Origin of the sequence: Bacillus sp. EE-W1, assembly GCF_009760835.1 — a bacterium.
In the GTDB taxonomy this organism is placed as follows: domain Bacteria; phylum Bacillota; class Bacilli; order Bacillales; family Bacillaceae_G; genus Bacillus_A; species Bacillus_A wiedmannii.
The window spans coordinates 1-20004 of record NZ_WIPE01000131.1; the positions used below are offsets into that span (position 1 = coordinate 1).

Sequence of the window (20004 nt, forward strand, 5' to 3'; positions counted from 1 at the left end):
TATTTCCCTATTTCTATTTTTCCCTATTTCTATAAAGGGATATAGGGAAATTTTAAAAAATATTACTGGAGTGTTAAAAATGGCTATTACAATTACGGTTGGGAATTACAAAGGTGGCGTTGGTAAAACCACAAATGCTGTATTAAACTCTTATGAAGTTGCGAAAAAAGGAAAGCGAACGTTACTCGTTGACCTTGATCCGCAGAGTAATGCAACGAAGTCTTTAATGTTAACGAAATCCATTCTTAATCCAGATGAAATTGTAACGGTTGAAAAAACATTAATGAAGGGGATACAAGAAGGGAATTTAGATGGTTTAGAAGTGGAAATCATGGAGAATTTATATTTAATTCCTTCTTATGTTGATTTTCAAGATTTCGCAAAGTTCCTTTATAAGACTTGCACTTCTGAAAAAGAGGAAGATCATTACTTTAAAGGATTACTTGAAAAGATAAAACATAAATATGACTACATATTTATTGATGTTCCTCCTATGTCACTAGAAGTTACGAAGAACGCCGTTGTAGCTTCTGATTATGTTCTAATTGCTTTACAAACACAAGAACGTTCTCTTACTGGTGCAGAGAACTACGTTAATGAACTCATCAAGTTGAAAGAAAAATATGATCTTGATATTGAAGTAGTTGGTATTCTTCCTGTCTTATTAAAAAATAATGGTAAAGTTGATGAATACATTATGGAAAACGCTCGTGAAATCTTTGGTGAAGAGAACCTATTTAAAAATGTCGTTCCTCAAATGGAGCGTATTAAAAGATTTGATGTAAATGGTATTACTGAAAAAGATAGACATGATATGAATGTAATTGAATTATACGAAACGATTAGTGATGAATTATTATCTCGTATCGATATGTTTGAAAAAATGAAGGTTGGTGTGTAATATGGCGAAAACTCCTGGTTTGTTAGGTAGAAAGAAAAGGAACTTTGAGCCTACTGAGCCTTATGTACCAAAGCAAGGACAAGCTGTGATTGACAATAACGCTGAAGCAACTGCTCCTTCTCAACCTAAGACAGAAGAAAAACAAGTAACTCGAAAAGCAAAAAGAAACGAAAAAACTGAAACAAAAAAGAAATTTAAAAATCAGCAAGGCAGTATTAAAATTTCTAATCAATCAAAAGAAGAACTTGAAGTATTAATGAAACTTACAAACACAAAATTTGCTTATGAAATCATAGATTTACTTATAGATCGTTATGTAGAAAACGAACTAACACCTGAGCAGAAAAGGAAATTCAAGCTCTTAACAGAGATGTAAAAATATAGAACTTTAGAAATATCCCTATTATTATAAGTAGAAAAGTAGAAATGAATACTTTTCTACTTATGCGTAATTTATCTAGTAACACCCACCAGAACTTCCACCACGGCTTTTTCTTCTCTCTTGCCGCTATAATTCTTTTACGATATTCCTACATTATTTTAAATATTAATAAGAACAGAAAAACAAGGAATACATACTTGATTCAAATGTAAACTTTTGAATATTAGTTTACATTCATTTCCCTTTAAACATTGACTTCTTACCAATTTCACTGATATCCTCAATTTATACAATAAAAGTATACATTCAAAACACTGTAAATAAGGAGTTCATAAATCCATGAATAAAAAAACACATCTTATTGATGTCCAACCCATCCGTAGCAAAGAACAGATCGAAGATATGAAATGGGCCCTTAAACGTCATTGTTCTGAACGAGACTATATTCTGTTTCTTGTTGGCATTCATACCGGACTACGCGTGAGTGATCTACTCCAACTCGAAACACAAGCCATACTAAAATTAAAACGAAAAAAAAGAAAAGAATTTAAAATCAAAGAAGGAAAAACGAAGAAAGAACGTATGATTAATCTTACTTCTATTTTTGGTGAAGTATACTCTTATGCCCAAACACTAGAAAACATCTGGTTATTCCCTTCTCGAAAAGGAGAGCAACCCATTAGTAAGATTCAGGCTTATCGACAATTGCAAAAGGCCGGAGATTTTGCCGGTGTAGAATCTATCGGAACACACACTATGCGCAAAACCTTCGGTTATTGGTTCTATAAACAAACAAAAGATGTAGCCATGTTACAAGAAATTCTAAATCACAGCACACCACAAATTACACTTAAATATATTGGAATCAATAAAGAAGAAAAAGATAATATCCTTGATACATTTCAAATTTAATCTTTTAATATTTTATATTTAATTTTAATATATTAAATATAAAATATTAAAAGAGGTGTTCATCATGAATAATCTAAATAAATTCCTAAAAGAAAACCAATTTATTAAATATTCCTTTTACATAATATTAGGTGCCGGAATTGTAAAAATAGGCTATGAATTTGGATATTACATTGCAAATTTAGCGATGTAAAGATAAAAAGACCAGATTAATAGGATGTTTCTCTAAGAAATACAAAAAACCTTAGGTTATTAAAACACCTAAGGTTTTTTAATTCAATAGACTAATCCATTAAATTTTTCAACTCTAAAAACAATTTTTAATTACATCACCTAGTTCAAAAAACTCCAAAACAGCTTTTTGTGTTTCACCCGGTAAAGCTCTAGTAGATACACTTACCGCTCTCTTAATAGCATTACCTCTACCATAACCAAGATTACGTTGATGCTTATATGCTGTTACAATGGTCTTAGTCATAGAGTTAATACCACCCATTAACTTAGCCGCTTGTTTAACCTTTAAAATTTTTGCCCATGGAAGAGCATTTACAGCAATCGCTTTTCCAGCACTAGAAATACAATCCCAACTAACACCACGAAGTGATCCATTAAGATTATCCGCTACAGCTGTTAAATTATCACCATCTGCTATAAAAGTATATCCAGCAAACTCAGATCCTTTATTTTCGTTTAGCCATTCAACCCCAGAATCAATTCCTGAATTCGCAACAGCATCTGGCATTTTTTCTACTAATTCTAAAAGTGGAGATAAAGCTTCATAGTCTTCAATTTCTGATTCTATCTGTTTAGTTTCATTCTTAGTTGTTTTAACTTCTGCATTAGCTACCGGAAAACTAAAGATTGTAGAAAACATTAAAAACGAACAAAAAAGAATACCTAACCTTAAAAATCTTTTTGACATACAAAAACCTCTCCCTTGATTTTACATTTATTCAAATATATGCGCATACTTCAATAATATGGTAACATATATTAAAATATAGTCCATACCTAATTTAAATTTACTAAGGAGGTTTTCCACATGAATAAATACATTTTACCTGGAATCATACTAATCTCTATCATTACCTTTATCGCAAACTTTATTGTTAATGATGAGAAAATCAATGCTCTAATTGATGTCATTGGCCTTATTTTAATTTTAATTTTAGGATTCTGGGGTTTTTCACGAATAAGTAAAGATCAGAAAAAAAACAAATAATATTTTAAATAAAAAGCTAAGAAAAAAGATCTAGTTTTTTACTAAATCCTTTTTCTTAGCTTTTTTATATTTGTATACTTAAATATTATAAATATATATTTTTAGTCCAAAATCCATCTTGCAACAGATCATTGCATGCCTTTTTTATAACGCTACAATGCATTTCTTACTATTTAACATTAGAATAATTAAAGTAATTGAAGGAGGTACATATATGGACATTGGAAAAAAAATAAAGCATTTAAGATTAATAAATAACATGACACAAGAAGATGTAGCCAGCCAATTATTTATTTCAAGACAAGTTATATCGAAATGGGAACTAGGAAAAAGTCTTCCCGATCTAACGAATTTATTAGCCTTAAGCAATCTATTTAATGTTTCAATTGATTCTTTATTAAAGGAGGATTCACATTTGCAAAATCAGATAATAAAACAAAGCAATTATAAAAGATATTTATTAATAGCTTCTCTCTACATGTATTCTTTAATCACTATTGTTGTTATATTTTATTGTCTCATTGCCTTTTTACTTATGCCAAAAGACATAAAAACATCAGATCTAAAGATTATTAATTCCCACTTTTATCAAGAAAGCGATAAGAAAGAAATTCTATATATTTATAGTAAATTAACACCTTTCTTCTCCAATTATTCAGGAGATTATAGCATTGAAACAAAAGAACATGAAATAAATATTCATGCAAATCGAAATTCAATCCCTCTTAGAAATAAAGATGTTTTATTTTCAATTGAAAAAGATATCCAACATGGAATAGATTGGGAAGAAAAAGATGTTTACATTGTAGATGAAAACAATAAAAAAACACTTATATATAACCATAAAAATAAACAACTATATTACCAACTAAAAAATTAAAAAGTAGGCGATCAAAATTAAAAACATTTATAAATATATTTTTATACTAACTACGCTTATTCTTAATATAACTAGTTCCCTACTCATTATGAATACTGGATTTATACCAGGCAATATGGTATTTTCCCTTACATTTTTATTTTTTACTATGCTATTCCAATCAACTACAATGCTATTTATTATATACATGATTAAAAATGATACGTCTAAAAAGATGAAAATAATATTATATGTTTTTTTAACACTAGATATATTAATCTTTTTATTCTTAATTAATATGACATATATAGTAGCAACATCATTAAAATATTATTAACATCACTATAGCAAGGGAATGCTTGTAAACTGATCTATACTGCATTCCCTTATTGTATGTATGCTATATTCTTATTCGCCTTTTTCTAACAGTAGAACCACGAAGTTTGGCGAAGACATTGTTTTTTCCCTTTACTGGGGCATCCGTCCTACGCTTTTTATTCCACAATTTACTTGACTACGAGCCTCTCCCCCTCATAGTCAAGTGACTTTCGTGGCATAATTGCATAAGAATCAGTAGATTACTTCCAAAATTGATACCATTTCTTTTCATTACTTGCCGCAACCATCTGTTTTACTTCTTGAAGCTCACGCATAACAGTCATAACAGCTTTATCACGATCAGCAACTTGTTGTTTCTCTACGGTATCGGAGTGAGTTAATAACTTTTGTTGCGATTCCAATAAGTTTGTTAATTGAGCTATTTGTTCATTTTGATTCTGTAATTGTTTTTGTTGTAACTCCACTGTACCTTTTAATTCTTGCAATAATTCTTTTAAATCATCTGATTTAGGTGTTATAACAGTCATATTTATATTCTGAACTGTTAACCCTTCTTCTTCTAAAAGTAATTTACAAGCATCTTCCAGTGTAACTTGGGGCATACTTTTTAATTCTACTAACCTTTGTAATAATCCGATATCATAATCATCAAAAATAACTCGTTCTCGTTCATCTCTTTTAAAAGCATAACAGTTATAACTCTCAATTAATAAATAATATTTTTTAATCGTAGACGGTGATACTTTTAATCTTTTAGCAACTTGGGATACATTTTCATAAATTATAGAAGTCATAATAGTCATAACCTCCTTTTTAGTATTTCAAATTCGTTATAACGGTTATAACTCCTCTATCTTAGCATTTTAAATAAACTTGAGCTAAGTCTACTCTTCCTCTTCCGTGACCTAATTCTTCATGAACTATATTCATCGCATCTTGTACTTGCCAATAGGTAGTTTTAAACTCTTGACGAATCCCATAATCCGCGCGTTTTCCTCGCTCATGATTTTTCAGTATATAAGCCAATACTTTCTGTCCTTGCTTATAGGATTCCCCTAATAATTCTTTAAAACGTTCTCTCGCGAACGTATGACGGAACATATGCGTTCCATTCGTAGGAATCCCAGTTGTCCTTCCAGCTTTTAAGAGAGCTGCCCGCAAAGTATTATCTTTAACTGGGATGACTTTTTCATGTAACTGTTTATCTTTAATCATTTCATAGATCTTTTCTTGCAATCTTTCAGGTATCTGAATTTCACGTCCCCGTCCACCTTTTGTAATTCCTTTTCCATTCTTAATCTTTAAAACACCATTCTTCAAATCAAAATGTTCTAAAGTCAGATTGATAACTTCCCTCGCACGAAGTCCCAAATGTAACTGTAATTGAAATGCATTCCGAACATGGATAGAGGGGATATTCTCTATTAATCTATTCACGTCTCTCAAGCTCATAGAGCGATTCTCGGGAGCTTTCTTATTTTTTTGGTTGTTATAGCTAAACACTCTTTTTTCAGAACAAAAGCTCACAGGGTCTTTTTGCAATTTCTCTGCTTGTCTGTGCATAGCTATTTGTAACTTCCTTAGGCACGTCTCAATATTCATTAGGTGTCCGTGGGACGCCCCTTCTTGTTCTTTATACTGTAAATAAGCATAATAATATTCTTCTTTAAAATAAACGATTCGTGTAATTCCATACTGTTCCCTACAAAAACGTGCAAAATCAATTGAAACCGATAGTGTATTTTGAATATGTTTAAAAGAATATAGCCCCCTCGTATGCTGCCCTTCTTTTTTTGCCTCATATTTTGATTGCCCAATACAAATAATTTCTTTTATTGCATTTTCAATTTGCCTTACAAGGGATACTTTTGAAGATCCTCGCCGTCTTCCCATATTCCCGCCGCCCTTCGGTCGGCCCGTTTTCGCTTACGCTCAAACGGGCATAATCCACCTTATGGTGCGCGGCGAATGCGCCGCACACCATAAGGTGTCAATCCGCTACTCCATATGTATCTGTAAAACTTCAATTTAAGCCTACGCCTGTCGCTCCATATTTAGCGTGGAGAGCAACTGTTATATCCACGTTTCTTTAGCAAATCCACTTGTCTTCGCAACGGCACGGCTATAGCCGTGCTTTCTTCGTACCTTGCGGTTCTCACTCCTTTTTTATATTGTTTAATTCAAAAACACATTCGTTCATTTTCATGATCTCATTAAAAATAAATAATTATATATAAAAAGAGCCGTTCCGGACTCAGAGTCATAAACACCATATTAGTGTCTGAATCTGAACCGCGAAACGGCTCTTGAATGTTTAAAAGAAATAAAAAAGAAAAGTAAATCTACATTAAATTTAACATAAATTAGGTATATATTCCATTGATTTTCATTGACTTTTAGAGTAGAGACTGATTCCCTCTTTTGAGTTTAACCCCTGTGTATTACGTATCTACCCATACGGTAAATGAAATTATTAACAGTTTAGCTCGTATAATAACAAATTTAGGTCAATGAATCCGATGCATAATTGTTGTGTGAGTAATTGATAATCCTCTTTCTCCTATTATTTTCATCAAATTACGAAAACACAGATTGTAACGCAGGTACCACCTTACCACTAATAAGAATAGTTGAGACTAATAATCTTTACGCTTGAATAAGTTTTAGATCAGTGAGTATGGAACGCTATCAAAAAAAACAGTACATATCGTAAGTTAAAATGTTTTGTACTATTGCTTACTCTTATCTATTATTTTTTACAGAATTTACGATACGGGAAAGCCCACGAACCTATATGGTCTGTTGTGGGAGTGGTGATGGAACAACGTAATCTTGCACGTCAGCGATACCAGGAATGGATTTTGCCTTTGGTATCAAGAATCCCACTGGCGTTAGTCTGCTGGCCCCTTTAGGGGTGGGAGTGTCAAACCTGCTATAGTTAAAAATTGTTTAGTAAACTAATTTATTTTCCCATTAAATATATCCTATAAATCTTATATGAAATTTAAAGTACAGGTACTAATTTCCACACAACTTTTTCTTTACCTAAGTAGGCTCTTGTAATAGGACCATTTGTTACTTCGATATCTTTATAATTAAGATACCCACCTTCTGCTTGCAATGTATATCCTCCTTCTACAGGAGTTATTATCCAATCAGCCGCGTATTCTTCAATCCAATGAATATCACCACTTCTCGTTATAAAGTGGTCAATAAGTCCTTTCACAGGAAACGGATAAAGCATCCCAATGTGGTATTTCTTTTTTTCTTCAGAAAAAAGCAATTTCATAGGAGTTCCTGAGGGTTCCTCCACTGTATTACTTAGTGAACTAACTACTAAAGATGGGAAAAAATAACGAGGTGACGTGTGAGTACTTAATCCTCTTGTTGGCAAATCTGCTGGAACTATATAATAATTTTTACTTGTGTCAATTTGATTTGCTACTTCATTTAATGGATTAGATGATACAGAGGCACTTGCTTTTTCTATTGGTAAAAATCCTAACAATATAACTAAAACCAAGAAAGATATTAATGCTCCTTTACTCTTCATAAAATCACCTCCTTTAAAATACTTAACTTATATACTAACTAAACAAATAAGAGTCTGAATATTAAGAAAATTAATTGTAAAATTTAGCATAATTCTTGTTCAACTATTTTGTTGTGAATACTATAATTAACACATTTATCGCTGTAAAAGCTTATTCAATTGCATTAGTACGGATTCAAAATTTTAATAGGGAAAACTTAACCATGCTTAATAACATACATTATTCATGACCATTGCAAAAATTATTCTTTTGGAGTCTTTCCATGAAATAAATCCATCGTGTTTGACTTATAGGTGTAGTAGTGCGAAGTGTGGTTATTTAAGTAATTAGTACAATATGTAAATGACTGAGGAGTTACAAAGAAAAGTTTTCATAAGCAACCATTCCCAAAGGGTATTGGGATATAAGGTGACAGTTGGATTCGAACCAACATAAAAGGGTATGCTAACCTTGTACCATTCCTAATTGGCATGCCACCATATGAAAAATATTGATATACTAAAATAAAAGGCGACAATCGGATTTGAACCGATGATACAGGTTTTGCAGACCTGGGCCTTACCACTTGGCTATGCCGCCATATAATTCTCTATAAAAGAGAATTAACACTTTGTTTTACAATTAAAACAATGTTAAACATCATATCAATTAACCATTAATTCTGAATAAACGGATTATACACCACATTATAGCATTGTTTATTTAATTTAGTAAATTAAATTACTGATTTTTCAAATATAACAATCATTTATAGGAAGCCTTCGACATTTTTTCTTCTGTGCCTATTGAAATTTCGTAGCCTCCCCTAGGCAAATAAGAGAAGAGGCATGTGACTTCAACGTACAAATATGTGTTTTATTATATGCATCATGAGTTGATCCTACTAAAATAGTGAACGAAAATTCGATATTACAGGATTCTCTTTCCCCTATAGATAGGGATAGTTCAATATCGTAAATAAACTAATTCTCTAAATTAAAGTTTTCTTTTTGAGCATAATTAAAGACTTTAGATTCCTATTTTTAGGTCAACAGATATATATCCTAAATATAGAATGAATATCTAATAAAATAATTTTGTACCTTGATAACACCCAATACCTTTTCTATCAAATAGCTTTTCTTTAAATGCTATAAGATCAGTGTAATAAACTATACCTATGACAACCTAGATTCAAGTATAAATCTTTTAGTGTTAATATGTTCTCTTTTTTAATCTTGAGTCCTTCGTTATCTATATTTAGGCATGATCATTGGATCAGGATATGTGTTCATCTGATTTGGTAAAAATGCAGCTATAGCAGCTGGAACTGTCTCGATATAGATATCGTCTGAACCCGCGCCAGTTACAACCTGTTTTAATTCATTTTCATCAACTATACTAATCAATCCACCAGTATTCCATTTTTGTTTTCGCATTTCATCTGATTTTTTTCTTCTAAACATTTGATATCCACCCTTTTTTATAATTTTTTAGTTTGAATTTAAGTACGTAGAAAATATTTAAGATATTTCTCTTTTAAATTGCTACATTTTATATTTTTAAAGCTTAAATGTTAAATTTATAGTTTGTATCGGTATGAATGATTATTTATGATTCCTCTATATAATTTTTTAGGAAACCGCACTTGAGAAATAGATCTCAAGCGCGATTTAAATTAATTAGCATCTTTTTTTCTTTGAGGCATAAAGGTAGTAACAAATGCAACAAGAGCTATCCCTAGACCTAATCTTTCAGGAATGTCAATATTTAACCCGTTATTCCATTGATATATAAAGGAAGCCAAGATTAAAAGGATAACTACCCCACTTGCATATCTGATTAAATTACGGTCTTTTTTTGTTTGAACTTTCATATCTATCCCTCTTTCTTTTTTATTAGATTCATGAATATATATGCTTAATTTGCTAGTAACTTGTAATTCGGTTCTATATCCTTGAAGAAGGAAGAGTAATAACCAGCTTTTAGCATTAACTCCTTATGAGTACCTGATTCTATAATAGTTCCTTTATCCATCACAATTATTAAGTCTGCATTCATTACTGTAGTAAGTCGATGTGCAATTACAACCCTTGTACATTTTATTTCATTGAGATAATCATCTACCTTCTTCTCATTCAGATGATCTAATGAACTTGTTGCTTCATCTAATACTAAAATGGATGGTTTATGAACTAAAGCTCTCGCAAGTGCAATACGTTGTCGCTGTCCTCCTGAAATATTGAACCCCATCTCAGATATGAACGTATTATACTGCATAGGCATCTTCATAATGTCATCATGTATTTGAGCTACCTTAGCGGCTTCAACAACTTCTTCTATCGATATATCCTTATCGTAAATTGCAATATTTTCAAAAATAGTCTTATTAAATAGTGTAACGTCCTGAGGAACTACACCAATTTGACGTCTCAATGATGATTTTTCGATATTACTTAAATCCACATCATCATAATATATTTTCCCCTCACTCGGATTATGCAATCCCAATAGTAGACGGGACATGGTACTCTTTCCAGCACCAGATTCTCCAATAATCGCTACTTTTTGGCCCGGTTTAATTTCTAAATTAATATTTTCAACAGACATTGGACTATATTTTGTATATTGATAACTTACATCTTCAAAACGTATACGACCTTCAAGATTAGTTATCTCTTTCATATCCGGAGTTTGTTCTTCTTTTGGTGCATCTAATACATCTTGTACCCTTCTTAAATACGTACCAGTTACAAAGAAAGAATTAAACATTTGGACAATTGACTGACTTAGCCCAAAAAATTGATTGGAAATAGCATGAAAAGCTACTAGATTTCCTAATGTTAACTGATTGTTTAAAATCAAATATGCACCAAGCCACAGAGTGAATAAAGGAGCTAAACTCCCAATAGAACCACTTACTGATTGAATATAATTATTAAGGTTTTGCTTCTTTCTATAAGCTTTTAGCAACTTTTTAAAATTTTTATTCCATCGAGTAAATATTTTATCCTCGATTCCAGCTGTTTTAACATTGAATATTCCATACAAAGTCTCTGTTTGAATACTTTGAACTTCACTATTCGCCATAATTTCTTCTTGGCTAACCTCTTTTACTTTGGAGCGTGTAGCAATTAATAAAACTGCGTTAAGTGCTGTGAACACTAAAACAGATACCGTTAAAATTGGTGATTTAATTATCATGAAAATAAATATTACAATTAGTAAACCAACATCTAATATACCCTTAATAAGGTTTGATCCAATCATATCTCGAATTATTCTTAGACTATTTACCCTAAATAGAAGATCTCCAAATTTTCTTAGGAGGAAAAAATGATAAGGTAAATGAAGTAAATGATTAATAAATTTACTCATCATTTGTTTATCTAAAAAGTTCTCCATTACAATTACAACCTTACCTCTAACTATATTGAATAGAAATTGGAATCCCACCACAAATACTATTGATATTAAAAAGATATTTAACAAATTAAAATTTTGAGGTGAAATAACATGATCTATTAAATATTGTATTAGAAGGGGTATACCTAAAGTGAATAATTGTAACACAAAGGACAGTAGGACTAAATTTATTAATAGGGATGGTCTCTCTTTCAATATATTAATATATGGTAACCATAAACTTTTAGGCTTCTTCTTAACAAACCTTTCACCTGGTACGCATGTCATAACATATTTTGAAAAATCCCTTTCAAACTCTTCCTTTTTTACCTTATTTCTTCCCACAGCGGGATCAACAATTATTACTCCATGTTCAGCTACTTCCTCTAGTACTACATAATGTTTTTCCTTCAATAAATAATGCAAGGGAGTGGGATTTTATATAACTCATCATATTCTTGAATTTTAAAACAATTTGCTTCATATCCTAATCCCTCAGCTAGATGCTTTAAATGAAATAGTGACGTTCCATCTCTACCATTACCAATCCTTTCATACATATCATGAAAAGATACGGTACTATTATGATATTCGGTAATCATCGCTATACAACAAAAACCACATTCAGTCTGTTGGGCTTGTTCTATAAATGGTACCTTTTTCTTAAACATCAACTAGGCTCCTTTCTATATAATTTGTTGTACTTAAAATATAAATGCTTCCTAATGTTAATAACAATTAGTAAAATAGGATCAAAAAAACAGCAAATTAATGCTTATTTTTTTGATCCCATTTTACTAATACAAAAAAATTTAGAGTTAAATTCCTTCTAGATATGGAGTTTAATAATAAACGCATTATCATAAATCGTATCAAAGAACACGTAGAATATCTCGTAAGAGCGTTAAGTGACTGGGAGTTCTGTTTTGTTTAAAAAATAAACTGCGTATAAACAGTAAAAAGAGTCCATCATAACAGATGGGCTCTTTTTACTGTTTATTAAAATAAGGTATTATTAAGATTTATCAAGATTCACTTTTCATATTACACGGTCTTTTTCAATGTCTTTACATAACGCACTGTAATTACAATCATACCAATGGTAAATGCGCTTATTGATGTTAATAATATACCAATAGACACTATACCTTGATCAACTAATTCTATAGACTGCAATGGTAGAGACCATATATATAAAAACCCCAACTTTGCTTCTGAAAAAATAAATACCCCAATTAAAGATAGAATTATATTAAGAAATGTAAAAGTGATAGATGTTTTTATAAATAAGAATAATAAAAGTTGCACTGTTATTAGAGGCAGTGTTGCAACAACAGAAGTGAAAAATACTTTAACCATGAATAATAAAGGAAATGGATCTGTAAAATCAAAATATCTTCCTAATACATATAAGCTTATTAAAGCGATTAAGTGTACTACAGAAAATAATAACAAACTAGATACTAATTTAGATAAAACAATTTTAAAGTTAGTAATCGGAGATAAATGCATTATTTTCCAATTAGTTTTACTTTCAAACTGGCAGAAGAAAGTTGTTATCATCCCTAAAATGACCGGGAGAAAAAAACCAACATAGAAAAAAGATACTAACATCCACACGCCCATCCATTCATTATCCAAACCATGATTATATTTTCCTACAACGTATTTAGTATACATAACCATTGAATATATAATCGGACAAAGTGCTAAGATGAAAAATGTAATTTGTTGTGGATGCTTTCTTATTTTTATCCAGTCGGAATAAATTAAATTTATCATTTGAAATCTCCTTTTTAATTTTTATTATTGGTTTTAATAAATATGATATATCCAATTCCTAAAATAAAAGCAGTAATAGGAATTCCCGCTAGCATGTACCATTTATCGTACGCCCATAATGTATTAAAAACCTCTAGATTATTCACATAATTAATTGGAGAATATAAAGTTTGATATGAAATAGGGAACCACCAAAGCTTAGTTGAACTTAATATATCGCCGAAAAGATACGAACATAGGGCTAGCGTTACAATCACTGATTGATTCGATACGTTAATGGATATAATGAACGCCAAAGCGCAGAATGGAACACTAATAAGAAATGGATATAACGTAAAAATAAATACCTGCTGCATTGAAACCGCATCCAAAGAGATACCTAAACCTGGAATTAATAATACTGTACAAAGCATATGCATTAAGGTTGTAATAATAAAGGCAATCATAACAACCACAAACTTACTTAGATACACATTTAATTTCTGTACTGGATACGATAGTGTTCTGGCCCACGTAGAATTTTTATATTCAATATTGTTTACACTCGCTATAATAAACACAATAAAAAAGTTTAAGATGTATTTTAAGATTTGTAGATTTATGCCAAATACCATTTCTAATTTAATAGCATGATAATTACTATAATAATTTAATCCGATAAATTCACCCAATCCAAGTATAATAGGCCCTAAAATAATCAAAAACAGTAAATGACTTTTTCTATATTTTATATACTCAGTAGCTAATACACTCCTCATACACTTACAGCACCTTGTCCAACGATATCTAAATATGCTTCCTCTAAATTCTGCTTTTTAGTTTGGAAAGATTGAATGAAAATCTGATTAGATACTAGTAAGTGTTGAATATCATTAAGTGATTTATCATCATAATATTCAACACTAAAGATATTATTATTTACATGGAATATATAGTTAGATTGTTCAAGTAATTTCTGCGTAAGAGCTGTATTATTAACTGTAAATTCAACAATATTTAATGATTGTTTATTTTGTAGGGAAGATAATAAACCTTGGTACTTTATTTCTCCTTGATGAATAATTCCGATATGATCGGCCATTTGTTCAACTTCACTTAGAATATGACTTGACAAAATTATAGTAGAATTAAATATACTTGGTGCCTTTTTTATAAATTCTTTTACTTCATAAACTCCCTGTGGATCTAATCCATTAGTGGGCTCATCTAATATTAATAATTCAGGGTTATTCATGAATGCAGCAGCTAATCCTAAACGCTGTTTCATACCAAGTGAATATTTTTTAAAGGTACGGTTTCGGTCTTCATATAGTTTAAATAAATTCAAAAGTTCCTTTATATGTTCTTTATCATTAATATTCTTCAATTTAGAAGCAATTAATAAATTTTCGTACCCCGATAAATGATCATAAAAGGTCGGAGCTTCAATTAATGAACCTGTTTTAGATAAGATTTCAATTCTATTTTTTTTTATATCCTTTCCTAATACTTCTACAGTTCCCTCGTCTGCTTCTATTAATCCTAGTATGATTTTAAAAAAAGTAGATTTACCCGCTCCATTCGGACCTAATAATCCAAATATTTCGCCCTTTTTAATAGTTAAATCAATTCCTTTTAAAACATGTTTGTCTTTATACTTTTTATGCAAGCCTTTAATATTTAAAACTTGATTGTTCATAATATCAACCACCTGAATTTAGAATTTTAAATCAATTATAAGTTTAAATTTCATCCTTATATTTACTTATTATTAATATTTTTTTAATAAAATCTCCAAATAGAATATAAAGCAAAGGTTAATACCCAGTTTCTATAATCTACATGTCCTTTTTAATATTTAACTGTCGTTCCTCTACACGCTTTTACTACATGATAATAGTAATTCACTCACTATTATCATGTAGTAAAATAATAGTGAGTGAAATTTACAAAATACCATTAACACAGGTTAATTAAGAACAAAATTATTTAACACTATTTGTACTCTTATAACTATTAACTAATCCATATCCATATTGATCATCTTTACCAGTTGTACCTAAATCGGTAGCACCATCTTTTAAATACTTGATAGTTATATCTGCCGAAGGTTTTGTAGAATGAAGCTCATAATACCTTGAGATAATAGCTCCTAATGTACCAGATACTGATGGAGCAGATAAACTAGTCCCTAGGTTTAGCGTGTAGCCTTTCGGTGTATTTAGTTGAGCGTCCAACATAGTAGGTTCTAAATAAGTTGGATAGGTAGTACCAATTAAATAGGATGGATCAAATCTGAATTGATTATCAATAATTGTTCCATACGAACCACTTGGTGCACTAAAGTCTACCTCTGGACCAAAATTGGAGTAATTTACAAATTCATCGTTCTTGTCTGTTCCTGATACTGTCAATACATTACTTAATCCACCAGGTACATGAATTTTATATAGTACACCTTTCTCATCATCTACTTTTTCAAATGGTTTATCCAAGCTTATTCCTTCATTACCTGCTGAAGCAACTACTATAGAATTTTTTTCTTTCGCGTATTGAATAGCTCTTTCATACGACTTTATAATTGCGTTCTCATCATCTAAATTTATAGCCTTATAAGTTCCTAAACTTAAGTTTATTACGTCTGCTCCTTTATTTGCTGCATCAATAATAGCCTGTATAGTCCAAACTGATTCACCATCTTTTTTCCCTATAACTTTATATGGAGTAATAGTTATATTAGGAACAATCCCTTTTAATTTATCATGAGCTGCAATAATTCCTGCAACCTGAGTACCATGGCCATTTTGATCTAACAAATCCGGCTCGCTGGGAACATAGGATTTCCCTTCTAAATACCTGATACTATCCTTAAGTTCAGGGTGGTTATAATCTACGCCACTATCAACTAAAGCGATGTTTACATTTTTTTCTCCTAAAGTTATCTCGTGAGATTTATAATTATTAGTTACCTTGGCAATTTGCCAAGGTGGCGAAACGTTCGAGACAGGTTCATTAATAGTAATGGAATTCAATGTTCGTTTCGAAGATAAACTATATTTAAACTTATTATTTGCAAACTGCTCATTTGGGTTTAAAACCTTTGGATCTTGTAAAGTTAATTTAGCACTATTAGCAACATTTTCTATAGATGCTTTAAACTTAGTACGTATTTTACTATCTAAATCGGATTGCATATTACTCTTAGTTTCTTTATATGAAATCATTTGAATTTCTGGAGTATATTTAATCTCAATCGCGTTATTTTCCTTTAAAAAATTTATAATATTTTCCTTGTTATTCTTTTGAATTTCGTTATCCAAAAGAATAAATTTATAATTATCCGTTGTCTCTACTTTTTCTGCTTTTACAGGTTGTGTAACTAAACTTAACAAGAATACGGAAAGTATAGTTACAAGAATTTTTAGCTGTTTCATGTATCCGTCTCCTTTTATAATTTAGCCTCTTCTAACCTTAAAATAGAAGGAATTGAATTATAGTCAGACTGTTGTAAAAGACCTACTCCAATCCCACTAAGGCCTGTCATTAAACCAAACGATTCAGTTCCCGTACTGACTCCTTGTTTCCAATTATGCGTTTTAGAATACTCTAAAAGTTGTATACCAATAGAATTTGCTCGTTCGTAAGATGTTTTATCTTGTAACACTTTTGCTGCATACAATAGAATATCTAAATTTCCAAAATCCCCATGACATAGTGAACGATTATGACCAAACGATTTATCAATAGTGGTATCTAGAGCAGCATTTATATTTTGATCAAGTATACTACTTTCATAATTACTTTCTTTTAACATTAGCCTACTTAATAAGATCCCTGGTGCACCATGACACCAAGCAACAGAGTGATTATCCTTAGAAGGAAGTTTCCAATTTTTATGCTTTGGATCATAGAAACTATTTTCATAGGATAAAACTTTATCTGCTAGTTTTAAAATATTGGGATTATTTATATATTGATTAGCTGCTACCAAAGCAGTAATAATACCTGCCGTTCCATGAGAATATCCAATCCATGAAATATCGTCTCTTTGTTTCCAAGAGACATGCCCCTCTTTTCCAGGATGATGATATGCAGCATTTATTAAGTATTCACTCGCTTGTTTGAGAAGTTTTAGATATTCCTTATTACCACTATCTTTATAAAGAGCTATTAGTACCCCGATTACCCCTGCCGTTCCATCAATAATATCAAATACTTTATCTTGCGATAATTTACTAACAACTATTTTCATAGAATCGAGTATGAGTTGTTCATATTGTTTAGTATGTGATAATTGATTAATATGATTTAAAGCATAAATTGAACCACTAACGCCACTAAAAGTACCAATATTAAACATTCTTTGCTCAGGTAATCCTTGGAGTGAATTAATTACAGGATAAATAGACTTCTCAGCCGTTAGTTTATAATCATTTCTTCCCGTCAAATGATATAAATAACTAAAGAATAGAGAAATGCCGCTTAAGCCATTATATAAATCTAAATCTACAGGATAAATATCCCATTTATATTCATTAGAGGCAGATATTACGGTACTAATCCAACAAAGATCAGATTGATTATTTCCTTCTATAGCATTAGCAATTAAATAATCACCTATATGACGTGCCTCAATTAAAAATTCCTTAGATTTATTAGCATGAATATTGACCTTGCGATATGGATCAATACCTTGTTCATTTGCACCAAATGTAGCTGAATGTGCTAAAAAGCTCATTCGCATAATTCGAATTTGTTGTGAGCAATCTACAATATTAAGGTCATCGATCTTCTGTATTACAGCTTCTAAAGGAGATGACTCAAAATAGTTTTGAATACAAATTTGCTCTCTATGATATAAATGATTGCTACTCACCGTTGTATAAAAATATGGAATATCATCATTGAGTAGATCAGTTTTTTCGGATTTAATAATTTCTTTTGGTTTGTTCTCTGGTTCCAATGCCAGAGTGTGGAAATAAATATCTCGGTTATATCCTTTTTGTAAAAAATCAGGATGTTTACTTTTTCTTAGTAATTCACCGTATACAGCGGTAGGTCTTAGAATCATTCTTACTATCGTATTTTTAAATTTATCTGATATATAATTGCTATACTGTTGTTTATTATTTAAAATCCATTCATAAATATATTTAAAGCCATCTATTATAACGTCTACATGATCTTTATATGAAACTTTTTCACCTTTAAAAATCGGCTTATTTTTTTCAAATTCATTTACTTTAACATATTTATATTTTGCATCTACGTGCATCACATCTGTATTCTTTGCTTCTACTGAAGGTACCTTTAATGGATATAATTGATCATTTTTATCACTAAGGCCACTTAAATCAAGACCTTTATAGTTAGGATTATCGCTATTAAATGCAAGAAATGGAATAATTCCAGTAGATCTAACAGATCTATTAATTATATTTAGGGCTTTATTATGAGCAGATCCATTCTTTTCTTCTAATATTTTTGCATGGTGGAATAAAGATTCAAGGTCAATTGGAACTGGATACTCACCCATCGCTATAATATTCTCATAATGAAAGTCCACAGCATTTAAACTATATAAAACGCCTAATAGACTCCCCATTTTAAAATAAAATGATTTAAGTTGTTCTTCCGTTTTGCATTCTATATTCTCAATATATTCAACCCAACCATAAGAATGTTTATCGATGATTTTTGGTGAATACAGTTGAGCTTTATTATTAACTTGATTATTTATCCAAGCAGTTAAATCATTAAATGCCGCTTCGACACCAATTGATCGAGGCTTATAAATAAGTTTTATATTAGGAAGAAATTCAATTAATGACACTGTTTTGCCATCATTATGTTCATCACCAAGCCCTAATGTAATGGTCATTAGTTTATTTGTCTGAATATCAATATTAAATGTCTCTTGGATTTGTACCTTATCTTGTTCAAGATTATAGTAAAGAGTAATAATATTATTTGACCAATGGATTAATGTAGTTAACATTGTTCTATATAAAGCAGGATATGTATCCTTAAAATAAACAAAAAACTCATTTGTACTAATGTAAGAACAAAAATGATTGTAACGCTCTTCCGAGGTTTTCCCTTTTAAATTTTCAAGAACGCGTTGAATGTTAAGTTCTAATATTAATGTTTTGTGGGATAATTCATATAATCTTTTATACATATATTCTAGTGGTGCCAATAATTGTGACTCTTCGAAGAACGAATATGTATTCAATGATTTATGAACTTTAGAAAATGAGTAACTCATAAATTTTTTAAAAAAATTGTAAAAAGTTGCTTTTGATAAATGCTCTTCGATTGTTGGGGGAAATTCATATGTTTGGAAACTGTCAAACTCTGAGAAGGTTAATGATAGCAGTGCATCTACTTTATCTACACTGTATTCATCATGTTCTAATTGAGATAGAGTTGATAACTGAATACCTGAAAGATCCTTTAAGATCCCTTCAAATTTATTTTCGTTGTTTTCAAATGTTTTTTTCCAATAATTTATGTAATCCGTAGAATATGGAACTATCTGATCATTAGTTTTTATTTCATCAATAAATGCACTATGCTTTACAGACACTTTACTACTCCTTTCATTAATAAGAGAAGTAGATTCTCTACTTCTCTTATATATTTTATAAAGATAATTAATTACAAGAAGGCATACATTCTTTTGTTAAC

Annotated in this window: 19 protein-coding genes, 1 tRNA gene and 1 pseudogene; 6 read left to right on the forward strand and 15 right to left on the reverse strand. The window is 30.5% G+C overall.

Features of this window, described 5'->3' with window-relative positions; all coding sequences use genetic code 11:
• Positions 1 to 79: 79 nt before the first annotated feature.
• From GFJ36_RS28170 to GFJ36_RS30030, 4 genes are all read left to right on the forward strand, one after another.
• On the forward strand, positions 80 to 901 hold the full coding sequence (locus GFJ36_RS28170) for a ParA family protein (protein ID WP_001018647.1): 822 nt from the start codon (positions 80 to 82) through the stop codon (positions 899 to 901).
• A gap of 1 nt (position 902) precedes the next feature.
• Positions 903 to 1277, forward strand: a complete 375-nt coding sequence (locus GFJ36_RS28175) for a hypothetical protein (protein ID WP_097889988.1) — start codon at positions 903 to 905, stop codon at positions 1275 to 1277.
• Positions 1278 to 1622: 345 nt separating this feature from the next.
• On the forward strand, positions 1623 to 2195 hold the full coding sequence (locus GFJ36_RS28180; protein ID WP_097889989.1) for a tyrosine-type recombinase/integrase: 573 nt from the start codon (positions 1623 to 1625) through the stop codon (positions 2193 to 2195).
• Between the two features lie 64 nt (positions 2196 to 2259).
• Positions 2260 to 2388: a hypothetical protein gene (locus GFJ36_RS30030; RefSeq protein WP_255288455.1), complete on the forward strand. Its 129-nt coding sequence runs from the start codon at positions 2260 to 2262 to the stop codon at positions 2386 to 2388.
• A 114-nt stretch (positions 2389 to 2502) separates the two neighbouring features.
• On the opposite strand, the gene GFJ36_RS28185 is transcribed toward GFJ36_RS30030, so the two are convergent.
• Positions 2503 to 3117, reverse strand: a complete 615-nt coding sequence (locus GFJ36_RS28185) for a hypothetical protein (protein WP_097889990.1) — start codon at positions 3115 to 3117, stop codon at positions 2503 to 2505.
• 120 nt (positions 3118 to 3237) lie between these two features.
• On the opposite strand from GFJ36_RS28185, the gene GFJ36_RS28190 reads away from it, so the two are divergent.
• On the forward strand, positions 3238 to 3417 hold the full coding sequence (locus GFJ36_RS28190) for a hypothetical protein (RefSeq protein WP_001046050.1): 180 nt from the start codon (positions 3238 to 3240) through the stop codon (positions 3415 to 3417).
• Between the two features lie 214 nt (positions 3418 to 3631).
• Positions 3632 to 4297 carry a helix-turn-helix domain-containing protein gene (locus GFJ36_RS28195; protein ID WP_097889991.1) on the forward strand — a complete coding sequence of 222 codons (666 nt, stop codon included), beginning with the start codon at positions 3632 to 3634 and terminating at the stop codon, positions 4295 to 4297.
• A 557-nt stretch (positions 4298 to 4854) separates the two neighbouring features.
• Here GFJ36_RS28195 and GFJ36_RS28200 read toward each other — a convergent pair.
• The 14 genes and pseudogenes from GFJ36_RS28200 to GFJ36_RS28255 form a co-directional block, all read right to left on the reverse strand.
• A complete protein-coding gene (locus tag GFJ36_RS28200) occupies positions 4855 to 5409 on the reverse strand; it encodes a DUF3967 domain-containing protein (protein ID WP_098230890.1) in 555 nt (184 codons plus the stop codon).
• Between the two features lie 61 nt (positions 5410 to 5470).
• Positions 5471 to 6508, reverse strand: coding sequence for a tyrosine-type recombinase/integrase (locus tag GFJ36_RS28205; protein ID WP_097889993.1), 1038 nt, complete (start codon positions 6506 to 6508; stop codon positions 5471 to 5473).
• A 617-nt stretch (positions 6509 to 7125) separates the two neighbouring features.
• Positions 7126 to 7233: pseudogene (locus tag GFJ36_RS29905) on the reverse strand (IS6 family transposase); the annotation flags it as partial.
• A 386-nt stretch (positions 7234 to 7619) separates the two neighbouring features.
• Entirely contained in the window at positions 7620 to 8168 is a 549-nt protein-coding gene (locus tag GFJ36_RS28210; RefSeq protein WP_097889994.1) for a hypothetical protein, read from the reverse strand.
• A gap of 509 nt (positions 8169 to 8677) precedes the next feature.
• A tRNA-Cys gene (locus tag GFJ36_RS28215) sits at positions 8678 to 8748 on the reverse strand.
• 650 nt (positions 8749 to 9398) lie between these two features.
• A complete protein-coding gene (locus GFJ36_RS28220) occupies positions 9399 to 9614 on the reverse strand; it encodes a hypothetical protein (RefSeq protein WP_000489763.1) in 216 nt (71 codons plus the stop codon).
• A 212-nt stretch (positions 9615 to 9826) separates the two neighbouring features.
• Positions 9827 to 10024: a hypothetical protein gene (locus GFJ36_RS28225; protein WP_000868149.1), complete on the reverse strand. Its 198-nt coding sequence runs from the start codon at positions 10022 to 10024 to the stop codon at positions 9827 to 9829.
• A 44-nt stretch (positions 10025 to 10068) separates the two neighbouring features.
• Entirely contained in the window at positions 10069 to 11979 is a 1911-nt protein-coding gene (locus GFJ36_RS28230) for a peptidase domain-containing ABC transporter (RefSeq protein WP_346265335.1), read from the reverse strand.
• The gene (locus GFJ36_RS29910; RefSeq protein WP_275940661.1) at positions 11964 to 12224 is read right to left on the reverse strand and encodes a cysteine peptidase family C39 domain-containing protein; all 261 of its coding nucleotides are present in this window, start codon (positions 12222 to 12224) and stop codon (positions 11964 to 11966) included. The genes GFJ36_RS28230 and GFJ36_RS29910 overlap by 16 nt, the downstream gene beginning before the upstream one ends.
• Positions 12225 to 12597: 373 nt before the next feature.
• Positions 12598 to 13335 carry an ABC transporter permease gene (locus GFJ36_RS28235; RefSeq protein WP_097889995.1) on the reverse strand — a complete coding sequence of 246 codons (738 nt, stop codon included), beginning with the start codon at positions 13333 to 13335 and terminating at the stop codon, positions 12598 to 12600.
• A gap of 14 nt (positions 13336 to 13349) precedes the next feature.
• Complete coding sequence (locus GFJ36_RS28240) at positions 13350 to 14093, reverse strand: ABC transporter permease (protein ID WP_097889996.1); 744 nt, start codon at positions 14091 to 14093, stop codon at positions 13350 to 13352.
• Positions 14090 to 15013, reverse strand: a complete 924-nt coding sequence (locus GFJ36_RS28245; protein ID WP_097889997.1) for an ABC transporter ATP-binding protein — start codon at positions 15011 to 15013, stop codon at positions 14090 to 14092. The genes GFJ36_RS28240 and GFJ36_RS28245 overlap by 4 nt, the downstream gene beginning before the upstream one ends.
• A gap of 286 nt (positions 15014 to 15299) precedes the next feature.
• Complete coding sequence (locus GFJ36_RS28250) at positions 15300 to 16748, reverse strand: S8 family serine peptidase (RefSeq protein WP_097889998.1); 1449 nt, start codon at positions 16746 to 16748, stop codon at positions 15300 to 15302.
• Between the two features lie 14 nt (positions 16749 to 16762).
• The gene (locus GFJ36_RS28255) at positions 16763 to 19903 is read right to left on the reverse strand and encodes a type 2 lanthipeptide synthetase LanM family protein (protein ID WP_157349817.1); all 3141 of its coding nucleotides are present in this window, start codon (positions 19901 to 19903) and stop codon (positions 16763 to 16765) included.
• Positions 19904 to 20004 lie beyond the last annotated feature (101 nt).